Here is a 16,042-nt window from a genome sequence, read left to right on the forward strand (position 1 = left end):
CAAGGTAACATTTAATGAAAAATAAACGGGTCCTGGTGATTGAAGACGACGCCGATGCGGCAAATGTGTTAGAGGCCTATCTTAAACGCGAAGGCTATAGCGTTTCGGTGGTAGGGGATGGCCTGGCAGGTATGAACACGGTGGTAACCTGGAAGCCCGATCTTATTTTGCTGGACGTCATGCTCCCCGGGATGAACGGTACGGAAATCCTTGCGGCCGTCAGGCGAAAGGGCAATACGCCGGTCATCATGATCACCGCCATGGGCGAACCCTATGACAAGATCGGCGCTTTACGTTATGGCGCCGATGATTATGTGGTCAAGCCCTACAATCCCGGCGAAGTCATGGCCAGGGTGCAGGCCGTGCTCAGGCGCAGCCAGGCCAACCAACTCCCTGCAGAGGATGTTTTACGCTGGGGTCCACTGGAGGTTGATGTCACCAATTTGGCGGCGCAGGTGTTGCATGAGGGCCTTTCTCCCCTTCGCCTGGACTTAACGCTCACCGAGTTTTCTATTTTGAAAACGCTAATGCGTGCCTCGACGAGGCCGCTCAGCCGCCAGTTTTTGCTCGAAGAGTGCCTCCCGGAAAGCGACGCTCTGGAGCGAGTGGTGGACACGCATGTCTATAACTTAAGGAAAAAGCTTGAGGCGGCGGGAGTTGATAATCTCATTCTGAACGTGCGCGGCATTGGCTACAGGTTCTGCAAACCATGAAAAACAAAAAGAGCAAATCACTCCTGCTGTGGATATCGATTCGTATCATCGTGGTGGCCGTCAGCGTACTGTTTTTCATCGTGCTGGCGATGTGGAGCATCTACGCGGTTCAGTATTACTGGGTGGTACATCATATGTCGCCTGCCGCTTACCAGGAGTTTTTAACGCTGCGGGCGAATCCTGACTTAGACATTGTCCGTTTTCATGAAATTGTGGACTCTCGCTGGGGAATTGAATACAGCACGCCTTCCATCAGCTCTCTCAACTGGGGATGGCTGTTTATCTTTATTTCTATGGCGACCCCGTTTGTGATCGTCAGCTGTTTACGAGCCACGCGTCCGCTTGCCGCACAGTTTCGCAGCCTGACGGACGTAGCGGAGATAGTGGCCCAGGGGGATTTCAATCAACAGGCAAAACGGGTGGATGAATGTCCGGCGGAGGTGACTCGCTTTGCCAGCAACTTCAATAAAATGATTAGCCAACTGGCGCTGTACGAACGCGAACTCAAGGCCGCGCACGTTGCGGCCGCACATGAACTGCGCTCACCGCTCACCGCCGCGATGGGGCGGCTGCAGGGCATGATCGACCATGTGTTTCCGGCAGATGAAAAACAGCTGAATATGGTGATGACGCAGCTCAAAAACCTCAGCCACCTGACCGATGATTTGCATTTCCTTTCCCTGGCGAGCGCGGGGCAACTCTCGCTCCAGCACGGTGTATTCTCGCTTTCTGAAGTCCTGAACGAGAGGATCGCATGGCTTAAACCCCAGCTGGAAGCGGCCGGAATGTCCGTCTCAGTTGAAGTGAAAGATGAATTCTATTATTCGGGAGATGAAGCCCGCCTGGGGCAGGTCTTTACCATCATCATTGAGAACATGCTTCGCTATTGCAGCAGAGGCGATCGCATGTCCATTCGCTTTCGCCATCTTAAGCAGGGTATTGAAATCCAGTTTCTTGATACCGGGCCCGGTGTCGCCGGGGATTATTTGCCTCATATTTTTGAGCGTTTCACCCGCGGGGAACGTTCGCGGGCAAGGGATTCCGGCGGCAGCGGGCTGGGGCTTTCTATCGCCAGAGAAATATGTCACGCGCACCGGGGGGATATCCGCGCCAGTTTGCCTGCCGAAGGCGGGTTGCTGATGACGATAAATTTGCCCGTGTTGCTCAGCGAAGATGAAACCTGACTTACTCGTACCACGCCGGTGCCAGAGTAAACTGCGGCCAGGCGTCGGGGTCGTGGCCAGGAATTAACCTTGCCCCGTTGCACTCGGTCAGGTGTCTCAATTTTGCCACCGAACGCGCCGCTTCGCTGGCCGAGGTCATCAAGCCCGGAAGCGCACGGTCATAAAAATGATCCAACGTATAGGCCGCATCAATCGCCAGCGTGAAGGCCTGGCCGCTGGCGAGTGTGACCAGGAATGACTGGTGGCCTGGAGAGTGCCCCGGCGTTGAGATGCAGCGCAGCGTTCCGTCGCCGTGTAAATCAAAACCGTCCTCATCCAATAACTGCCAGTTCAGATTCGGGCGGGCAAAATCCTTGCGGCAATAGGCGCCTGCGGTGAACCAGTCCGGCTGAAAGGCATAGTCGTATTCCTGTCGTTGCACGATATGTAAGGCATTGGGGAAGCGGCCAATCGCGCCGGTGTGGTCAGAGTGCAGGTGAGAAAGTAATACATAGCGAATGTCTTCCGGCTCAATGCCCAGCGCACCCAGCTGCGCCACGCATCCCTGTTCTTCCGTCATGAATGGCTGATAATGTTCGACCGTCTCTCCCCAATAGGTCCGAGGATCGGCCAGGCCTTCCACCGCCAGCCCACCGTCAATAATCGTGTGGCCTTGAGGATGAGTCAGAAGAAACCAGGGGACAGGGATTTCATAGTGTTTCCCTTCACCCTGATTCATCCTGATATCGTGATACTTACAGCGCTGAGTGCCGGACTGGAAAAGATAAAACCTGATCTCTGTCATGATGATATTCCTGATTAATAAGAGCATTTGATAACGCCTTAAGCGGCCAGTTTTATGAAAATTGCACTGGCGCGGTAGGTCTCTGTTGCTGCTTTCATCTATCGGATAAACCGATATACTCAGAACCATGGATCTTCTGGCGGCAATGCGAATTTATGTGCGGGTGGTGGAGCGGGGCAGTATGTCCGCCGCCGCGCGCGATATCGGCATCGGACAGCCGGCGGTGAGTGAGAGGATAGAGCGGCTGGAAGCTCATCTTGGCACCCGTCTGCTGCGGCGAAACACGCGTCGAATGTCCCTGACCGACAGCGGGGCGCTATTCTATGAACGCAGTAAAGTGGCGATCTCTGCGGCAGACCTTGCGCTGGCAGTTGTGGATGAGCGAACGGGACTAAAAGGGCTGATTCGCATCGCTGCACCTTATGGTGCGGGTGAAGAAGTCCTGATGCCAGCCTTGTTAAGGCTGAGAGCAAACCATCCCGATCTGAATATTGAACTGGTACTGAACGATCGTGTTGTCGATCCAGTGACGGAAGGCGTTGATATTTCGTTCAGGCTTGGTGATCCGGGTGAGGGCGATTTTGTGGCGTATCCACTGGGTAATGTGCGGCGGGTGCTGGTGGCTTCACCAGATTATCTGGCGCGAAACGGTACGCCAGCTTCCCCCGACGACCTGATTCACCATGCTTTTGCGCGGGTATCCGGCCTGTTTAACGACAACCGACTGCCGCTTATTTCGCAACATAACCAGATTGTTAGCACCCGGCTGAACGTGGTGTTCAGCGCCAATCACTGGCGGCCGCTCTACACGTTTCTGATGGCAGGTGAAGCGCTCGGCGTGTTGCAGTACCAAGTGTGTCAACCAGCGCTGAAAAACGACCAGCTTGTCGCGCTGCTGCCGGAATACACCGTACCGCCGTTTAGCGCATTTTTGCTGTATCCACCGATCAATAAAGCCTCCCGCGAAGTCAGCGCCTGCGTTGCTTTTTTGAAAGGGACACTCGCAGAAGCTTTACAAGAGATTGTGGTGTAAATTCTCAGATAAACAGTATGAAGGTAGAATAGAACGCGTCACCCAAAAATATGAACGACGCTATTTTTATCTAAACTAAGGGACTATTTTTTTAACAGGCGAGGGAGTTGGTTTTCCAGTTCAAGCACGCATGCATCCATCATTTTCTGTGTTTCTTCGGTGACTTTCTGATAATTATTTGCCTGCCAGTCGGCCAGAGGGGCTGTTTTAATTGATGGCGAACATTCAGCAGTGACAAATGAGCTAAACATACTTCCCCCTTCAGGACGTTTGTAGAACAACACGCGATACGTTAAGTCATAGTTGCTGTTGCTGGCGGACATGTCGGTATACACCAGCGACCAGCGCGAGGCCGCTATCACTAAAGGTTCTTTATAGCTGTAGTTTCCACTTTGCTTATCAAGCCACTCACGAATTTTGCCTTCTGCCTTCGGCGTCAAATATCGCGCTGTAGGCTCCGGCATCGCGTCTATCGAGTTTCCCTTATAGCTATCTTTGTCAAAGGAATTGGTGCTGACACCACCGCCTAATACCGCGCCTAAAACAGCGAGTCCCATACCAGCGCCAGAATGCGCCGGGGAAACTAAGCGCAGGGTAGTGTCCGGATAATGATTATTATTTATTTCCACCTGCGCAAAAGTAGAGGAAACATCGAGTGTGCTGCCATTATTAGCTTTTACTGTATCCGGTTTTTTTGGGGAAGCGCATCCGGCTAATAAAGTAATAGAAAGTACGCCGGTGGTTATTGTTTTAATACTCAAAGAGATTCCTTTTTCTATAGCTGGCTCCACTCCGTGGGACGAATACAATGTTTTAAGCTTTGTTACACGGAGTGAAATGAGATTATTTGCCGTAAAGTTAACGGCCAGCTAAAAGGAAACTTTAGAATTAATCGCGCTCGTAAAGGCGACGCTGCATTTCGCATTCAAACAGGAATTCGAGCCCTTCAAGCTGGCGGCGCGCTTCGGCGACGTCTTTGCCCCAGCAGGTCAGGCCGTGACCACGCAGCAGGAAACCATAATTAAGCGGAGTCTGTTCGGCATGCTGTTCAATGCGTTTTGCCAGCGCATCGATGTCCTGATCGTTATCAAAAATGGCAATGGGCACCGTATCAAGGTGCGTCTGCTGGCCGGTCAGGGTTTTTTGCATTTCATAGCCGCTGATGTTTAGCGCCGGGCCTTTCTCAATTCGTGACAGCACGGTGGCGTTCACGGTGTGGACGTGAAGCACGACGTTAGCCTCAGGGAAGAGACGATAAACCAGCGTGTGCAGCCCGGTTTCGGCGGAGGATTTACGCCCCGACGGGGCCTGATTAGTGGCAATGTCTACCTGCAGGAAATCCTCGCTGGTGAGGCTGCCTTTGTCGCGCCCGGATTCACTTAGCCAGCACCACTCAGCATCCTGGCGAATGGACATATTGCCGCCGGTAGCCGGAGCCCAGCCTTTAGCGCCAATCCAATGACAGGTGGTGACCAACTGCGCGAGCCTTTCTTGCCACATACGGTATTCCTCAATGCTTTTTAGTTTAACGGTCTAGCCGTCTAAATGGCTGTTTACATGATGCTATCATTGTGTGAATACACGGGCAACACTTGCCGGGCTATAAAATATATCGAGTCAATCCGCGGTTTTTCACCGAGTTTTCTCCTGTGACCAGGCTGTTTCGCTTTTGGGTGAAACGTCGCTTTGCATAAACTGAATTTGTTATGTTATAACGTAACAAATCCAAAGTTAGACGATGCGCGATATGACAGTCACCCCAATGTTATGCCCCAAAAAGCTGCCTGATATTCAATCACTCACAAGCTCCGAATTCGATACGGCCCTGTCCTGGGTCGGCATGGAGCAAATCGATCTTCCGGTGGAAGTGGCGGGTCGCCCTCTGACGGCGAAAGTCAGCGCCGGCATCAACCTTCTCAGTACGCCGGAAACGGAAAAGGGCATTCATATGTCCCGGCTGTATCTGCTGCTGGATGCGCTAACTCAGGGCGAAATTACGCCTGCGGTATTGCGCCATTTACTGGGAGAGTTTTTGGTTTCTCATCAACGCAGTAGCGACCGCGCCAGCGTGGAAATCACCGGCGAACTTCTACTGTCCCGCAAATCTTTAACCTCAAACCACTTTGGCTGGAAGGCTTACCCCATCCGTATTCTGGCTGAGCTGGGGAAGGCTTTTGCCGTCACGGTCCGGGTGGGAATCCCATATTCCTCTACCTGTCCGGCCTCGGCGGCACTTAGCCGTAACCTCGCACAGCAGCAGTTTCAGCGGGACTTTGGCTCGCGACATGGTGGCGTGTCCGTCGAAGAAATGCTGGCCTGGCTGGGCGAGAAGGGCATGCCGGGCACGCCCCACAGCCAGAGAAGCTGGGCGTGGGTTAGCTGCCAGCTGAAGCCGGATGTTGCCACGCTGCCGTTTCTGGCGGTTATCGATCGCTGTGAGGCCGCGCTTGGGACGGCGGTGCAGACGGTGGTCAAACGCAGCGACGAGCAGGCCTTTGCCCATGCCAACGGCCAAAATTTGATGTTTTGCGAAGACGCTGCCCGCCGCCTGAACAAGGCGATGCTGGACGCGCCTTTTAGCGCCGCTTTTGCCCTCCGCGTTGAGCATCAGGAAAGCCTCCATGCGCACAACGCGGTGGCCCGTATTCACTGGACAGGAAATCACCATGTTGCGTAAAAACCCTTCAGGCCATCTGCCGCAGGTCTCTCCCAAAGCGTACATCGACCCCACGGCGGTCATTTGTGGCCGGGTCATTATTCATGACTATGTTTATGTCGGGCCTTATGCGGTGATCCGCGCCGATGAGCTGAACGCCGAAGGGGACATGGATCCTATCGTGATCCATTCCCATTCGAATATTCAGGACGGGGTGGTTATTCACTCCAAAAGCGGGGCGCCGGTGACCATTGGCAGCGGCACGTCGATTGCGCACCGGGCTATCGTGCACGGCCCTTGCCGGGTCGACGAGCGGGTGTTTATCGGCTTTAACAGCGTGCTGTTTAACTGCCACGTACAAACCGGCTGCGTCATTCGCTACAACGCGGTGGTGGATGGGGTGACACTGCCGAAGCAAACCTATATTCCGTCCACCGAGCGCGTGGGGCCAGACTCTGATTTAACCCAATATTCCCGGGTTGACCCCGCTTCGGTGCAGTTTTCTGAAGAGGTGGCCAACACCAACGTCAAGCTGGTGGAAGGCTACCAGCTGCTGCGCAACGAGTTCTGAGTATGCTTTTTTCCTCCGCAGAGCCAGCACCCGAGCTTAGCGTTTCCCTGCGGGCGATTGTCCGTCCGCAGGGCACATCCTGGCCGGTGGCGATTAATTTTCAGCTGCGAAAAGGCGAGCGGCTCAGCGTGATTGGGCCAAACGGCAGCGGCAAAACGTCGCTGTTGCGGGCGCTGAGCCAGGAGCTAAGGGCCGAAGGGGAGATAACGCTTGCGGGCCGCCCTTTAAATAAGCTCAACCCACTGCTGCGGGCAAAGCTCGTGGCGGTCATGTCGCAAAACGATCTCCCAGATTTGCGTCTCTCCATTGAGGATTATGTCGCGTTAGGCAGGCTCCCGTTTGCCCGTGATATGCCCGAGCCAGAACACCGCTGCATTGTTTGTGGGGCGATGAAAGAGGTAGGGGTGCTCGGGCTGCGGCATAAATCGCTGGCCTGTCTGTCCGGCGGGGAAAGGCAGCGGGCGATTCTGGCGCGAACGCTGGCGCAGACTTCCCGGCTGCTGTTGCTGGATGAGCCGACTAACCATCTGGACCTGGCGGCACGGGAAGAGCTGCTGGCGCTGGTGAAAGCTCGTGGCACAACGGTTATCGCCGTCCTGCACGATCTCAACTTAATCGAAGGGTTTGCCAACAAAGTCCTTATTTTGTCGGCGGGGCAACAGCAGGCTTTTAACGTGCCCGATGCCGCGCTGAATACTGAAACCCTCCGCCCCGTTTTCGGCCTCGACAGCTTTACCGTTGACCATCCAGGTCAGCAAGGCAGGCGAGTCCGTTTCTTTGAACCTTCACGCCCACGGTAAATTTTCAGGGATCGCTATGATGTTAAAAATCGCTACCGGCTTCTGGCTGGCCTTTGTTTCTTCTGCTGCGTTTGCCTCCGGCTTCCCGGTGACCATTGAGAGCTGCGGTAAACCCATTGTCTTTACCGAAGCACCAAAGCGGGCGGTAATCAACGACCTGAATATGTCGGAGATGGCTTTTGCTCTGGATTTGCAACCGCAGATTGTGGGCCTGACCGGCATCTCCGGCTGGTACAAAATGACGCCCGAATTTAAGCGGCAAATGGGGACGATCCCCGAACTTGCGCCCAAGTATCCCTCGCTTGAAACGCTGCTGGCCGCTGAGCCAGATTTCTTCTTTGCGGGCTGGAATTACGGCATGAAAGTGGGGGGCGACGTCACCCCCCAAAGCCTTGCCAGATACGGCATCAAAACCTTTGTGCTCAGCGAAAGCTGCGCGATTTCCGGCGAAAGTAAAACTAAAGCGACCCTGGATCTGCTCTATAACGATGAGCTTACGCTTGGCAAAATTTTTGGTAAGGCAGAGGCTGCTCAGAAGCTGGTTGATGGCTGGAAAGCGCGGCTGGCGGCCCTCCCCAAAGCGCAGCCGGGCGCACGGCCGCTGAAAGTCTTTGTGTATGACTCCGGGGAAGACAAACCGTTTACCAGCGGAAAATACGCCATGCCGCAGGCCATTATCGAGGCCGCTGGCGGTAAAAACGCCATGGAAGGGCTGGACACCAGCTGGGGTACCACCTCCTGGGAAAGCGTGGCGGCCACCGAGCCGGATGTCATCATCCTGCTGGATTACCAGACCGGCGGGGGCGCGGATTCGTTGCGCCAGTTCCTTGAGCGTCACCCGTTGATGAAGCTTACTCCGGCGGTGAAACAGCATCGCTACCTCAAGTTGCAGTATGCCGAATTGACGCCGGGTCCGGCAAATATCGCCGCGGTTGAGAAGCTCGCTCACGTTCTGTTCGCGGCACAGTGATGTTGATTGCTTCCCGCTATGGCCGGGCCGCAAGCCTGACGGTGTTTCTGACCCTGCTTTTTGCGGCGCTTAGCTTAACGGAAGGCTCGGTCCGGCTCAGTCTGCATCAGGTGGTCAGCGCGCTTCACCCCACGGTAACGGATATTTCGCCGATGATTCGTGGGATCGTGCTGGACATCCGGTTGCCCAGAACGCTGCTGGCCCTGATGACCGGCGCGGGGCTGGCGGTTGTGGGCGCGCTGCTGCAAACGGCCACGCGCAACGAGCTGGCGGATCCTTTTCTGTTCGGACTTTCTTCGGGAGCGTCTGCCGGAGCGGTGCTGGTTTTTACCCGCTTCGGTGACTTCTTCGGCGGCTGGACGCTCCCGGCGGCGGCTTTTGGCGGCGGGCTACTTTCCTCGGTTGCGGTGCTGTCTTTATTCCAGCTCAAGCGCGAGCGGGGTGCCGAAACGCTGATTATTTGCGGGCTGGCTATCTCTTTCTTGTTCGGGGCGTTAACCAGCTACCTGATATTCGCCGGTGACCAGCGCACAGCCAGCTCGGTTTTGTTCTGGTCGCTCGGCGGCCTGGGGCTGGCGCGGTGGGATAACCTGGAATTTGCGCTGGGTGGTGTGCTGCTGCTGGCCGCGTTTTGCCTGCTGAGATGGCGATCGCTGGACGGATTACTCGCGGGCGATCGCACCGCATTTTCACTGGGCATTAACGTCAACCGCCTGCGCACCGAAATTTTTCTGTGCTGCGCTTTTTCGACCGCCATTTTTGTATCGCTGACCGGCGTGATTGGCTTTGTCGGGCTGATGGTACCGCATCTTTGCCGCCATTTTTCCGCCATTAAGCACGCCAGGCTGCTGCCTTTGTGCGCTCTGGCTGGAGCCTGTTTATTGTGCGGCGGCGATCTCGTCAGCCGGGTACTGGTTGCGCCGCAGGAGCTGCCCATCGGCATTATTACCGCCGGAATTGGCGGGCTGTTTATTGTTGTGATGGTTGCCCGACGCTAGCGCAGCCTTTTTAAGCCGGAGAAAACGACTGATGAAACCGCTGTTACTGACCAACGCGCTGATGATGAATGAGGATCGGCGTTACCAGGGCGACCTGCTCATCGTGGACGGGCGAATTGAAAAAATAGCCGCTGCGATCCCGGCTCGTGCAACGTGGAGCGTGCTCGATCTTGGCGGGAAATGGCTGCTGCCGGGCATGATTGACGATCAGGTGCACTTTCGCGAACCGGGGTTGATGCACAAGGGCACGATAGCCAGCGAGTCGCGCGCGGCGGTGATGGGCGGCATCACCAGCTATATGGAAATGCCCAACGTTTCGCCACCAACCACAACCAGACAGGCGCTGGCAGGCAAATTTCAACGGGCCGCCGAATGTTCACTGGCGAATTACAGTTTCTATTTCGGTGCCACCAACGACAATCTGGAAGAACTTAAGGCGCTGCCAGCCGATGCGGCCTGCGGTGTAAAAGTGTTTATGGGGGCCTCCACCGGCAACATGCTGGTGGATGATGAACGCACCCTGGAGGCGATTTTCCAGCATGCGCCGGGGCTGGTGGCCACGCATTGCGAAGACACGCCGACGATCAAACGTAATGAGGCGCTGTGGTTAGAGCGACATTGGGAGCAGATCCCGGCTGCAGAACACGCGGCCATTCGCTCGGTAGAGGCCTGCCTGCTTTCATCTTCCCAGGCGGTTGCGCTGGCGAAAAAACACGGCACGCGGCTGCATGTGCTGCATATCACCACGGCTGATGAGCTGGCGCTGTTTGAACCTGCGCCCACTCTTGAGGCCTTACGCAGAAAAACAATTACGGCGGAAGCCTGTATTCATCACCTCTATTTCAATCAGGATGATTACGCTGCGCTGGGGCACAGGCTGAAGTGCAACCCGTCAGTGAAGGGCCCGGAACACCAGCGGGCGCTATGGCAGGCGGTTAAGACAGGCGTGATTGATATTATTGCGACCGACCATGCGCCGCATTTGCTGACAGAAAAGCAGAATGATTATTTCTCGGCTCCGTCGGGATTGCCGCTGGTACAACACGCGCTGCCTGCGTTGCTGGATATGTGTGCCAGAGGGATTTTCACGCCTGAACTTATCGTCAGAAAAACCAGCCACGCGGTAGCCGAGCGTTTTCAGATTAAGGATCGCGGCTATATCCGGGAAGGTTACTGGGCCGATCTGGCGGTGATCAACCCCTGGAAACGCGCCAGCATTGAGAGCCGCAATGTTGCCTACAAATGCGGCTGGTCACCCTTCGAAGGGCACACCTTACAGGGCGGCGTGGTTGAAAGCACGTTAGTGAACGGGCGCCTCGTCTGGGACGGAGAGTCAGTTGCCGAGGGGATTTACGGCCAGGCGCTGGCGTTTAACCGCTAGCGCTCGCGAGGTTGGAACAAATCTTCGATGTAATGCATCAGCTCAGACATTTGTTGCAGGATATTGGCGCTGTCCACAATCAGCGCTCCCCAGAGCACAATCAGCGCGGCAACCATGCCGGCGGCTGAATAGTAAAACAGTTTCATCACAGCATCATATTGGCAGAAATTTGCCTCATTATAGCTAGAGATGACGGCCTGTCAGTAAATGATGGGCAGATGCCATGGACATCTGCCCTGGTCAATTAACGCCCGTAGCGTGGGGCAGGTTGGCCGACGCCCGCCGCATCAAACATCGCCTGCGCCGTACTGGCGTAGGTTTCCCACAGGCTTAGATCGTGCAATGGCGGGATGGTGACCGCTTCCCCGCTGTCCAGCCCGGTCAGAGCGGAATCGACTAAATCATCCACTTTCATGACCGCACCTTCCGGCAGCGAGTCCACCGACACGCCCGCGCGATCCCAAATCTCCGTCGCCGTAGCCGCGGGCAGCACCACCTGAATACGAATGCCGGTGCCAGCCGCTTCAGCCTGCAGAACTTTCGTCAGGTTCAATACATAGCCCTTTGTGCCGCTGTATACGGCGCTGCCCACCCAGCTTTCCACCGCCAGAATCGACGATATGTTGATCAGCGTGCCGCTGTTCTTTTGCTGGAAATTAAGCAGGGCGGCATGGCTCAGGCGAGTTAACGCCGTAATGTTCAGCGTGATAAGCGCCTGATGCTGCTCCACTCTGGCGGCAGTAAACGCTGCGCTGTGGGCGGTGCCCGCGTTGTTAACCAGCACGCTGATGCGCGGATCTTTCAGGGCCTCCTCAACGACGGCAATGTCCTGGTCGTTAACCAGATCGGCTTTTAGCGTCGTCACGGTTATGCCGTGGCGTGCTTCCAGCTTCGCAGCGAGATCGCGCAGGCGATCTTCGCGCCGGGCAACCAGCAGCAGATCAAATCCTCGGGCCGCAAAACGATCGGCATAAACCGCACCAATACCGGAAGATGCGCCGGTAATGACTGCAATAGAACGAGAGCTAGCCATAAAACACCTCACAAGAAGTAGATTAACGTTAATTTGGTTTCATAATGAAACCTTTAGGTGAATGTAGATTTATTGGTTTTATTATGCAACCAGTGTGAAGGGTGTTTTTTCGTTATGCGCAGGAATTGCTAAAGGGGATATTAATAAGCACCTGAATAACAGATGCTTATTGGTCAGGAGGAAGGGCGTGCCTGGGTGATGATTTCTTCCGGTTTTAGCTCACGGCCATCTTCAGCCTGTAAGGTTAGCTTGCGGATAGGGCGATGCTGTTGGTTGTCGACGAGGACGCTGCGCGTCTCATCTTTAGCGTAGAGGTTTTCGCAGCCCCATTGTGAAAGAGCCGCTAAAACGGTCTGTAGCGCCCGGCCTTTTTCCGTCAACACGTACTCGTGCCAGGCGCTGCCGTCCGACGCTGGACGAAGCTCAAAAATGCCGTTATCGACGAGCTGTTTCAGGCGAACGGTCAGCATATTTTTGGCGATGCCGAGATTTTTTTGGAATTCACCGAAGCGAGACATGCCGTTTAGCGCATCGCGCACGATCAGCAACGACCACCAGTCGCCGATCACGTCCAGCGTGCGGGCAACCGAACAGACGCTGTCTTCAAGGCTTTTACGTTTCATTATTCCTCCTGATGGGCTTGCCGGGTTCTATTATAAAACTTTTTGCTGGCAGACTGGGCGGTAATTTCAGTGATACCAGGCGGCCAGCGTGCGGCGCAGGCTGTCTATCAGGCGGTGCTTCCATTCCACGGTAGACGTCCGGTACTGAAAAAAAAGGTTGCCAATGGCCTGGTCGCCCGACAGCGGCAGCGTAAAAAGCTGGGCTTTATCATTCAGGGTATCAAACCACGGGGCCGGCACTATTGCCATCAGCGGGGCATTGCGCAGGGCGGGAGCAAGCTGGGCGTAGTCGCTACAGGTAAAGGCCAGGCGACGTCCTAATCCGGCACGTGCCTGTTGGCGATCGAGCTCGTTAATGTCCTGCGGCCAGGGGTGGCAGTAGAAATGATCAAACTGGGTCAGTTCGTCAAAGGCCAGAGCTTTACGCCCGCTCAGTCTGGTGGACAGCGGCTGGCCGAAAACCGCAATCAGGCGCGTGCTGCCTACGCGTTCATAATGCAGGGCGCTGACGCGTTTTTGATGATCGCCAATCGCAATCAGCAAATCTATTCTGCCCTCCAGCAGCTCGTCCCGCCACGCACGCCGTTCAAACGTCAGGCATTCAATGATCGCCCCGGCCTGATGCCCTTTGCGGGCGAGTTCCGGCGTGAGTAACACATTTAGCGCCGGGGGCAGAACCAGACGGAAGCGGCGCTCTTCGGCGTGCTCTTCACCAAATAATTCTTCATTCAGGGAGACAAAAAGCGGGATCAGGCGCTCTTTAATGCCGAGGGCGAAAGGTGTGGGCACCTGGGCATTGCCTTCCCGACGAAAAAGCGGATCGCCCAGCGCGTCACGCAGACGGGAGAGGGCATGGCTGACGGCAGACGCGCTGAGCGTCAGCTTCTGCGCCGTTCGGCTGGTTGAGCCGGTGATTAACATCACGTACAGCACCTTCAGCAGGTTCATGTCTAATTGCAGGATATTCACGATATCATTTCTCAATTGCATCGGGCTAAATTGCCCGGCAGTATACTGCGCCTCCTGACAAAAAGGAGCCACCTGTGAACCGTTATAGCCTGTTGTTTACCTGTATGATTTCACTCTTCTCTGCCAGCAGTTCTGCGGCATTAAATCCAGCCCAGCCTCTGTCTGCCGCGCCGCCTTATTCGCTTTTTGAAGGCTGGGCCAAACCGGTTAAACCGTTCCGCATGGCAGACAATGTCTGGTATGTCGGCACCGAAAATCTCTCGTCCATTCTGATTATCACGCCCGAGGGACATATTCTCGTCGACGGCGCGCTGGACGCCAGCGCCGGGGGCATCAAAGAGAACATTGCTTCTCTGGGTTTTGACATACGCGACGTACGTTTCATCCTCAACAGCCATGCCCGGCTCGATCAGGCCGGAGGCATAGCCAAACTGAAAAAGTGGAGCGGGGCGAAGCTGGTTGCCAGCAGGGCGAATGCCGACCAAATGGCGCGGGGAGGCAAAGAGGATTTTGCGCTGGGAGACGCTCTGCCCTTCCCGGCGGTTACCACGGATAAAATCATTCATGACCGCGAGACGCTAAAACTGGGCGGCGTGACCGCGACAGCGCTGCTGACGCCGGGCCACCTGCCGGGCAGTACGTCATGGCTGTTTGCGCTGCCCGGCGGGCACACGCTTATCTATGCCGACAGTCTCGCCACGCCGGACTATTATCTGGTGGCGAATAAAAACTATCCAACGCTGGTGAACGACATTCGCCAAAGCTTCGCTACGCTTGCCACGCACAAAGTGGACATTTTTGTGGCGAATAAAGGGGAGCGCTTTGATCTTGCGGAGAAACAGGCCCGGCTTGCCGCCGGAGATAGCAACGCCTTTATCGACAGAGACGGGTTACAACGCTATGTGGAACTCTCGCGGCAGCGCTTTGAAGCGCAGCTGAAACAACAAACGGAATAATAGGGCTTTTGCGATCCGCCAGGCAGGTCGGCTGTCATTTTTCTGTCACAATATATTCTTCACATTTTATTAATCACTCCCTGAGGAATAAGTAATGAAGAAGAAAATTGTTGCCTCATTGCTGGCCGCCGCCTGTCTTGCCCCAGGCCTGGCGAAAGCGGACACCGTGCCGGATGGCTACCAGCTGCAGCAGGTCTTGCTGATGAGCCGTCATAACCTGCGCGCGCCGCTGGCCAACAACGGCAGCGTGCTTGAGCAGTCTACCGCTCAGGCATGGCCGGAGTGGGATGTGCCCGGCGGGCAGCTCACCACCAAAGGCGGGGTGCTGGAAGTGTATATGGGGCATTACATGCGTGAATGGCTGGCGAGCCAGAATCTGGTGACCAGCGGCGAATGCCCGGCGCCGGACAGCGTTTATGCCTACGCCAACAGCCTCCAGCGCACCGTCGCTACCGCGCAATTCTTCATTACCGGAGCTTTCCCTGGCTGTGATGTGCCGGTACATCACCAGGAAAAAATGGGCACCATGGACCCTGTGTTCAACCCGGTGATCACCAACGACTCGCCGGAGTTTAAAGCCAAAGCCGTTCAGGCGATGGAAAAACAGCGCACCGAATACAAGCTGGCAGACAGCTATAAACTGCTGGAGCAAATTGTCGGCTATAAAAACTCGCCAACCTGCAAAGAGAAGCAGCAGTGTGAACTGAACGGGCCCAAAGACGTCTTTAGCGCCAATGCGACTCAGGAGCCTGGCGTTAATGGTTCTCTGAAGGTGGGCAATGCCCTGGTCGATGCGTTCACGCTGCAATATTACGAAGGTTTCCCGATGGACCAGGTCGCGTGGGGAAAAATCAAAACGGCGGAACAGTGGCGCGTGCTTTCCCAGCTTAAAAACAGCTACCAGGACACGCTGTTTACTTCCCCGGAAGTGGCCCGCAACGTCGCGGCTCCGCTGGTGAAATACATTCAGAATGCGTTAACGTCAAAAGAAGCCGCTTCCGGGCCGAAAGTGACGCTGATGGTGGGGCATGATTCGAACATCGCGTCGCTGCTGACCGCGCTGCAGTTCAAGCCTTATCAGCTGCCGGGCCAGTACGAGCGCACCCCGATTGGTGGCAATATTCTGTTCCAGCGCTGGCACGATAAGACCCAAAATCGCGACCTGTTGAAAGTGGAATACGTTTACCAGAGCGCCGAGCAGCTGCGTAATGGCGATGTCTTAACCCTGAAGCACCCGCCAAAGCGTGTCACGCTGCAGCTGGAAGGATGCCCGACGGACGCCAACGGCTACTGCTCATGGGATAAATTTAGCGAAGTGCTGAATGACGCCGTGAAGTAAGAAGAGGCTGCCCCCGAAAGGGGGCAGCGGAG

The 16,042-nt window shown here is 55.5% G+C and carries 18 protein-coding genes; 11 read left to right on the plus strand and 7 right to left on the minus strand.

Going from position 1 to position 16,042, the window contains the following annotated elements:
• Positions 1 to 14 precede the first annotated feature (14 nt).
• Together LH86_RS12325 and LH86_RS12330 are read left to right on the plus strand one after the other, a co-directional pair.
• The gene (locus LH86_RS12325) at positions 15 to 713 is read left to right on the plus strand and encodes a response regulator (RefSeq protein ID WP_039301671.1); all 699 of its coding nucleotides are present in this window, start codon (positions 15 to 17) and stop codon (positions 711 to 713) included.
• Positions 710 to 1,897: a sensor histidine kinase gene (locus LH86_RS12330; RefSeq protein ID WP_039301675.1), complete on the plus strand. Its 1,188-nt coding sequence runs from the start codon at positions 710 to 712 to the stop codon at positions 1,895 to 1,897. The genes LH86_RS12325 and LH86_RS12330 overlap by 4 nt, the downstream gene beginning before the upstream one ends.
• 1 nt (position 1,898) lies before the next feature.
• Here LH86_RS12330 and attM read toward each other — a convergent pair whose 3' ends face one another.
• Positions 1,899 to 2,681 (minus strand): AttM family quorum-quenching N-acyl homoserine lactonase, encoded by a 783-nt coding sequence (gene attM / locus LH86_RS12335; RefSeq protein WP_039301678.1) that lies wholly within the window; start codon positions 2,679 to 2,681, stop codon positions 1,899 to 1,901.
• Between the two features lie 145 nt (positions 2,682 to 2,826).
• Here attM and LH86_RS12340 point away from each other — a divergent pair, with 145 nt between their 5' ends.
• On the plus strand, positions 2,827 to 3,714 hold the full coding sequence (locus LH86_RS12340; protein ID WP_039306146.1) for a LysR family transcriptional regulator: 888 nt from the start codon (positions 2,827 to 2,829) through the stop codon (positions 3,712 to 3,714).
• Positions 3,715 to 3,797: 83 nt separating this feature from the next.
• Here the strand turns inward: LH86_RS12340 and LH86_RS12345 are convergent, their stop codons facing one another.
• Together LH86_RS12345 and LH86_RS12350 are read right to left on the minus strand one after the other, a co-directional pair.
• Complete coding sequence (locus LH86_RS12345) at positions 3,798 to 4,475, minus strand: hypothetical protein (protein WP_039301681.1); 678 nt, start codon at positions 4,473 to 4,475, stop codon at positions 3,798 to 3,800.
• Positions 4,476 to 4,602: 127 nt separating this feature from the next.
• A complete protein-coding gene (locus LH86_RS12350) occupies positions 4,603 to 5,214 on the minus strand; it encodes a methylthioribulose 1-phosphate dehydratase (protein ID WP_039301684.1) in 612 nt (203 codons plus the stop codon).
• A 247-nt stretch (positions 5,215 to 5,461) separates the two neighbouring features.
• Between LH86_RS12350 and folE2 the strand changes: the two genes are divergently transcribed.
• Genes folE2 through LH86_RS12380 form a run of 6 tightly spaced genes read left to right on the plus strand, consistent with a single transcriptional unit; the run spans position 5,462 to position 11,090 of the window.
• Positions 5,462 to 6,391 (plus strand): GTP cyclohydrolase FolE2, encoded by a 930-nt coding sequence (folE2, locus tag LH86_RS12355; protein ID WP_156107024.1) that lies wholly within the window; start codon positions 5,462 to 5,464, stop codon positions 6,389 to 6,391.
• Positions 6,381 to 6,941: a carbonate dehydratase gene (locus LH86_RS12360; RefSeq protein WP_039301689.1), complete on the plus strand. Its 561-nt coding sequence runs from the start codon at positions 6,381 to 6,383 to the stop codon at positions 6,939 to 6,941. The genes folE2 and LH86_RS12360 overlap by 11 nt, the downstream gene beginning before the upstream one ends.
• A 2-nt stretch (positions 6,942 to 6,943) precedes the next feature.
• Positions 6,944 to 7,741, plus strand: coding sequence for an ABC transporter ATP-binding protein (locus LH86_RS12365; protein WP_039301692.1), 798 nt, complete (start codon positions 6,944 to 6,946; stop codon positions 7,739 to 7,741).
• A gap of 19 nt (positions 7,742 to 7,760) precedes the next feature.
• The gene (locus LH86_RS12370) at positions 7,761 to 8,711 is read left to right on the plus strand and encodes an ABC transporter substrate-binding protein (protein WP_156107067.1); all 951 of its coding nucleotides are present in this window, start codon (positions 7,761 to 7,763) and stop codon (positions 8,709 to 8,711) included.
• The gene (locus tag LH86_RS12375) at positions 8,711 to 9,709 is read left to right on the plus strand and encodes a FecCD family ABC transporter permease (RefSeq protein ID WP_039301698.1); all 999 of its coding nucleotides are present in this window, start codon (positions 8,711 to 8,713) and stop codon (positions 9,707 to 9,709) included. Before LH86_RS12370 ends, LH86_RS12375 begins: the two co-directional genes overlap by 1 nt.
• A gap of 31 nt (positions 9,710 to 9,740) precedes the next feature.
• Positions 9,741 to 11,090: a dihydroorotase gene (locus LH86_RS12380; protein ID WP_039301701.1), complete on the plus strand. Its 1,350-nt coding sequence runs from the start codon at positions 9,741 to 9,743 to the stop codon at positions 11,088 to 11,090.
• Here LH86_RS12380 and LH86_RS22580 read toward each other — a convergent pair.
• From LH86_RS22580 to LH86_RS12395, 4 genes are all read right to left on the minus strand, one after another.
• Positions 11,087 to 11,236 carry a hypothetical protein gene (locus LH86_RS22580; RefSeq protein ID WP_156107025.1) on the minus strand — a complete coding sequence of 50 codons (150 nt, stop codon included), beginning with the start codon at positions 11,234 to 11,236 and terminating at the stop codon, positions 11,087 to 11,089. The genes LH86_RS12380 and LH86_RS22580 overlap by 4 nt on opposite strands.
• Positions 11,237 to 11,334: 98 nt before the next feature.
• Positions 11,335 to 12,123, minus strand: coding sequence for an SDR family NAD(P)-dependent oxidoreductase (locus tag LH86_RS12385; RefSeq protein ID WP_039301704.1), 789 nt, complete (start codon positions 12,121 to 12,123; stop codon positions 11,335 to 11,337).
• Between the two features lie 173 nt (positions 12,124 to 12,296).
• Entirely contained in the window at positions 12,297 to 12,746 is a 450-nt protein-coding gene (locus LH86_RS12390; RefSeq protein ID WP_039301707.1) for a winged helix-turn-helix transcriptional regulator, read from the minus strand.
• Positions 12,747 to 12,812: 66 nt separating this feature from the next.
• Positions 12,813 to 13,715 (minus strand): LysR family transcriptional regulator, encoded by a 903-nt coding sequence (locus LH86_RS12395; protein WP_039306149.1) that lies wholly within the window; start codon positions 13,713 to 13,715, stop codon positions 12,813 to 12,815.
• A 74-nt stretch (positions 13,716 to 13,789) separates the two neighbouring features.
• Here LH86_RS12395 and LH86_RS12400 point away from each other — a divergent pair, with 74 nt between their 5' ends.
• Positions 13,790 to 14,671: an HARLDQ motif MBL-fold protein gene (locus tag LH86_RS12400; RefSeq protein WP_039301710.1), complete on the plus strand. Its 882-nt coding sequence runs from the start codon at positions 13,790 to 13,792 to the stop codon at positions 14,669 to 14,671.
• 94 nt (positions 14,672 to 14,765) lie between these two features.
• A complete protein-coding gene (agp, locus tag LH86_RS12405) occupies positions 14,766 to 16,010 on the plus strand; it encodes a bifunctional glucose-1-phosphatase/inositol phosphatase (protein WP_039301712.1) in 1,245 nt (414 codons plus the stop codon).
• Positions 16,011 to 16,042: the final 32 nt, after the last annotated feature.

Origin of the sequence: Cedecea neteri, from assembly GCF_000758325.1 — a bacterium.
GTDB lineage: Bacteria > Pseudomonadota > Gammaproteobacteria > Enterobacterales > Enterobacteriaceae > Cedecea > Cedecea neteri_B.

Bases quoted from the DNA above. Each gene is read 5' to 3' on its own strand.
- LH86_RS12325 (WP_039301671.1), top strand. From the start codon at position 15: ATGAAAAATAAACGGGTCCTGGTGATTGAAGACGACGCCGATGCGGCA.
- LH86_RS12330 (WP_039301675.1), top strand. From the start codon at position 710: ATGAAAAACAAAAAGAGCAAATCACTCCTGCTGTGGATATCGATTCGT.
- attM (WP_039301678.1), bottom strand. From the start codon at position 2,681: ATGACAGAGATCAGGTTTTATCTTTTCCAGTCCGGCACTCAGCGCTGT.
- LH86_RS12340 (WP_039306146.1), top strand. From the start codon at position 2,827: ATGCGAATTTATGTGCGGGTGGTGGAGCGGGGCAGTATGTCCGCCGCC.
- LH86_RS12350 (WP_039301684.1), bottom strand. From the start codon at position 5,214: ATGTGGCAAGAAAGGCTCGCGCAGTTGGTCACCACCTGTCATTGGATT.
- folE2 (WP_156107024.1), top strand. From the start codon at position 5,462: ATGACAGTCACCCCAATGTTATGCCCCAAAAAGCTGCCTGATATTCAA.
- LH86_RS12360 (WP_039301689.1), top strand. From the start codon at position 6,381: ATGTTGCGTAAAAACCCTTCAGGCCATCTGCCGCAGGTCTCTCCCAAA.
- LH86_RS12365 (WP_039301692.1), top strand. From the start codon at position 6,944: ATGCTTTTTTCCTCCGCAGAGCCAGCACCCGAGCTTAGCGTTTCCCTG.
- LH86_RS12370 (WP_156107067.1), top strand. From the start codon at position 7,761: ATGTTAAAAATCGCTACCGGCTTCTGGCTGGCCTTTGTTTCTTCTGCT.
- LH86_RS12375 (WP_039301698.1), top strand. From the start codon at position 8,711: ATGTTGATTGCTTCCCGCTATGGCCGGGCCGCAAGCCTGACGGTGTTT.
- LH86_RS12380 (WP_039301701.1), top strand. From the start codon at position 9,741: ATGAAACCGCTGTTACTGACCAACGCGCTGATGATGAATGAGGATCGG.
- LH86_RS22580 (WP_156107025.1), bottom strand. From the start codon at position 11,236: ATGAAACTGTTTTACTATTCAGCCGCCGGCATGGTTGCCGCGCTGATT.
- LH86_RS12385 (WP_039301704.1), bottom strand. From the start codon at position 12,123: ATGGCTAGCTCTCGTTCTATTGCAGTCATTACCGGCGCATCTTCCGGT.
- LH86_RS12390 (WP_039301707.1), bottom strand. From the start codon at position 12,746: ATGAAACGTAAAAGCCTTGAAGACAGCGTCTGTTCGGTTGCCCGCACG.
- agp (WP_039301712.1), top strand. From the start codon at position 14,766: ATGAAGAAGAAAATTGTTGCCTCATTGCTGGCCGCCGCCTGTCTTGCC.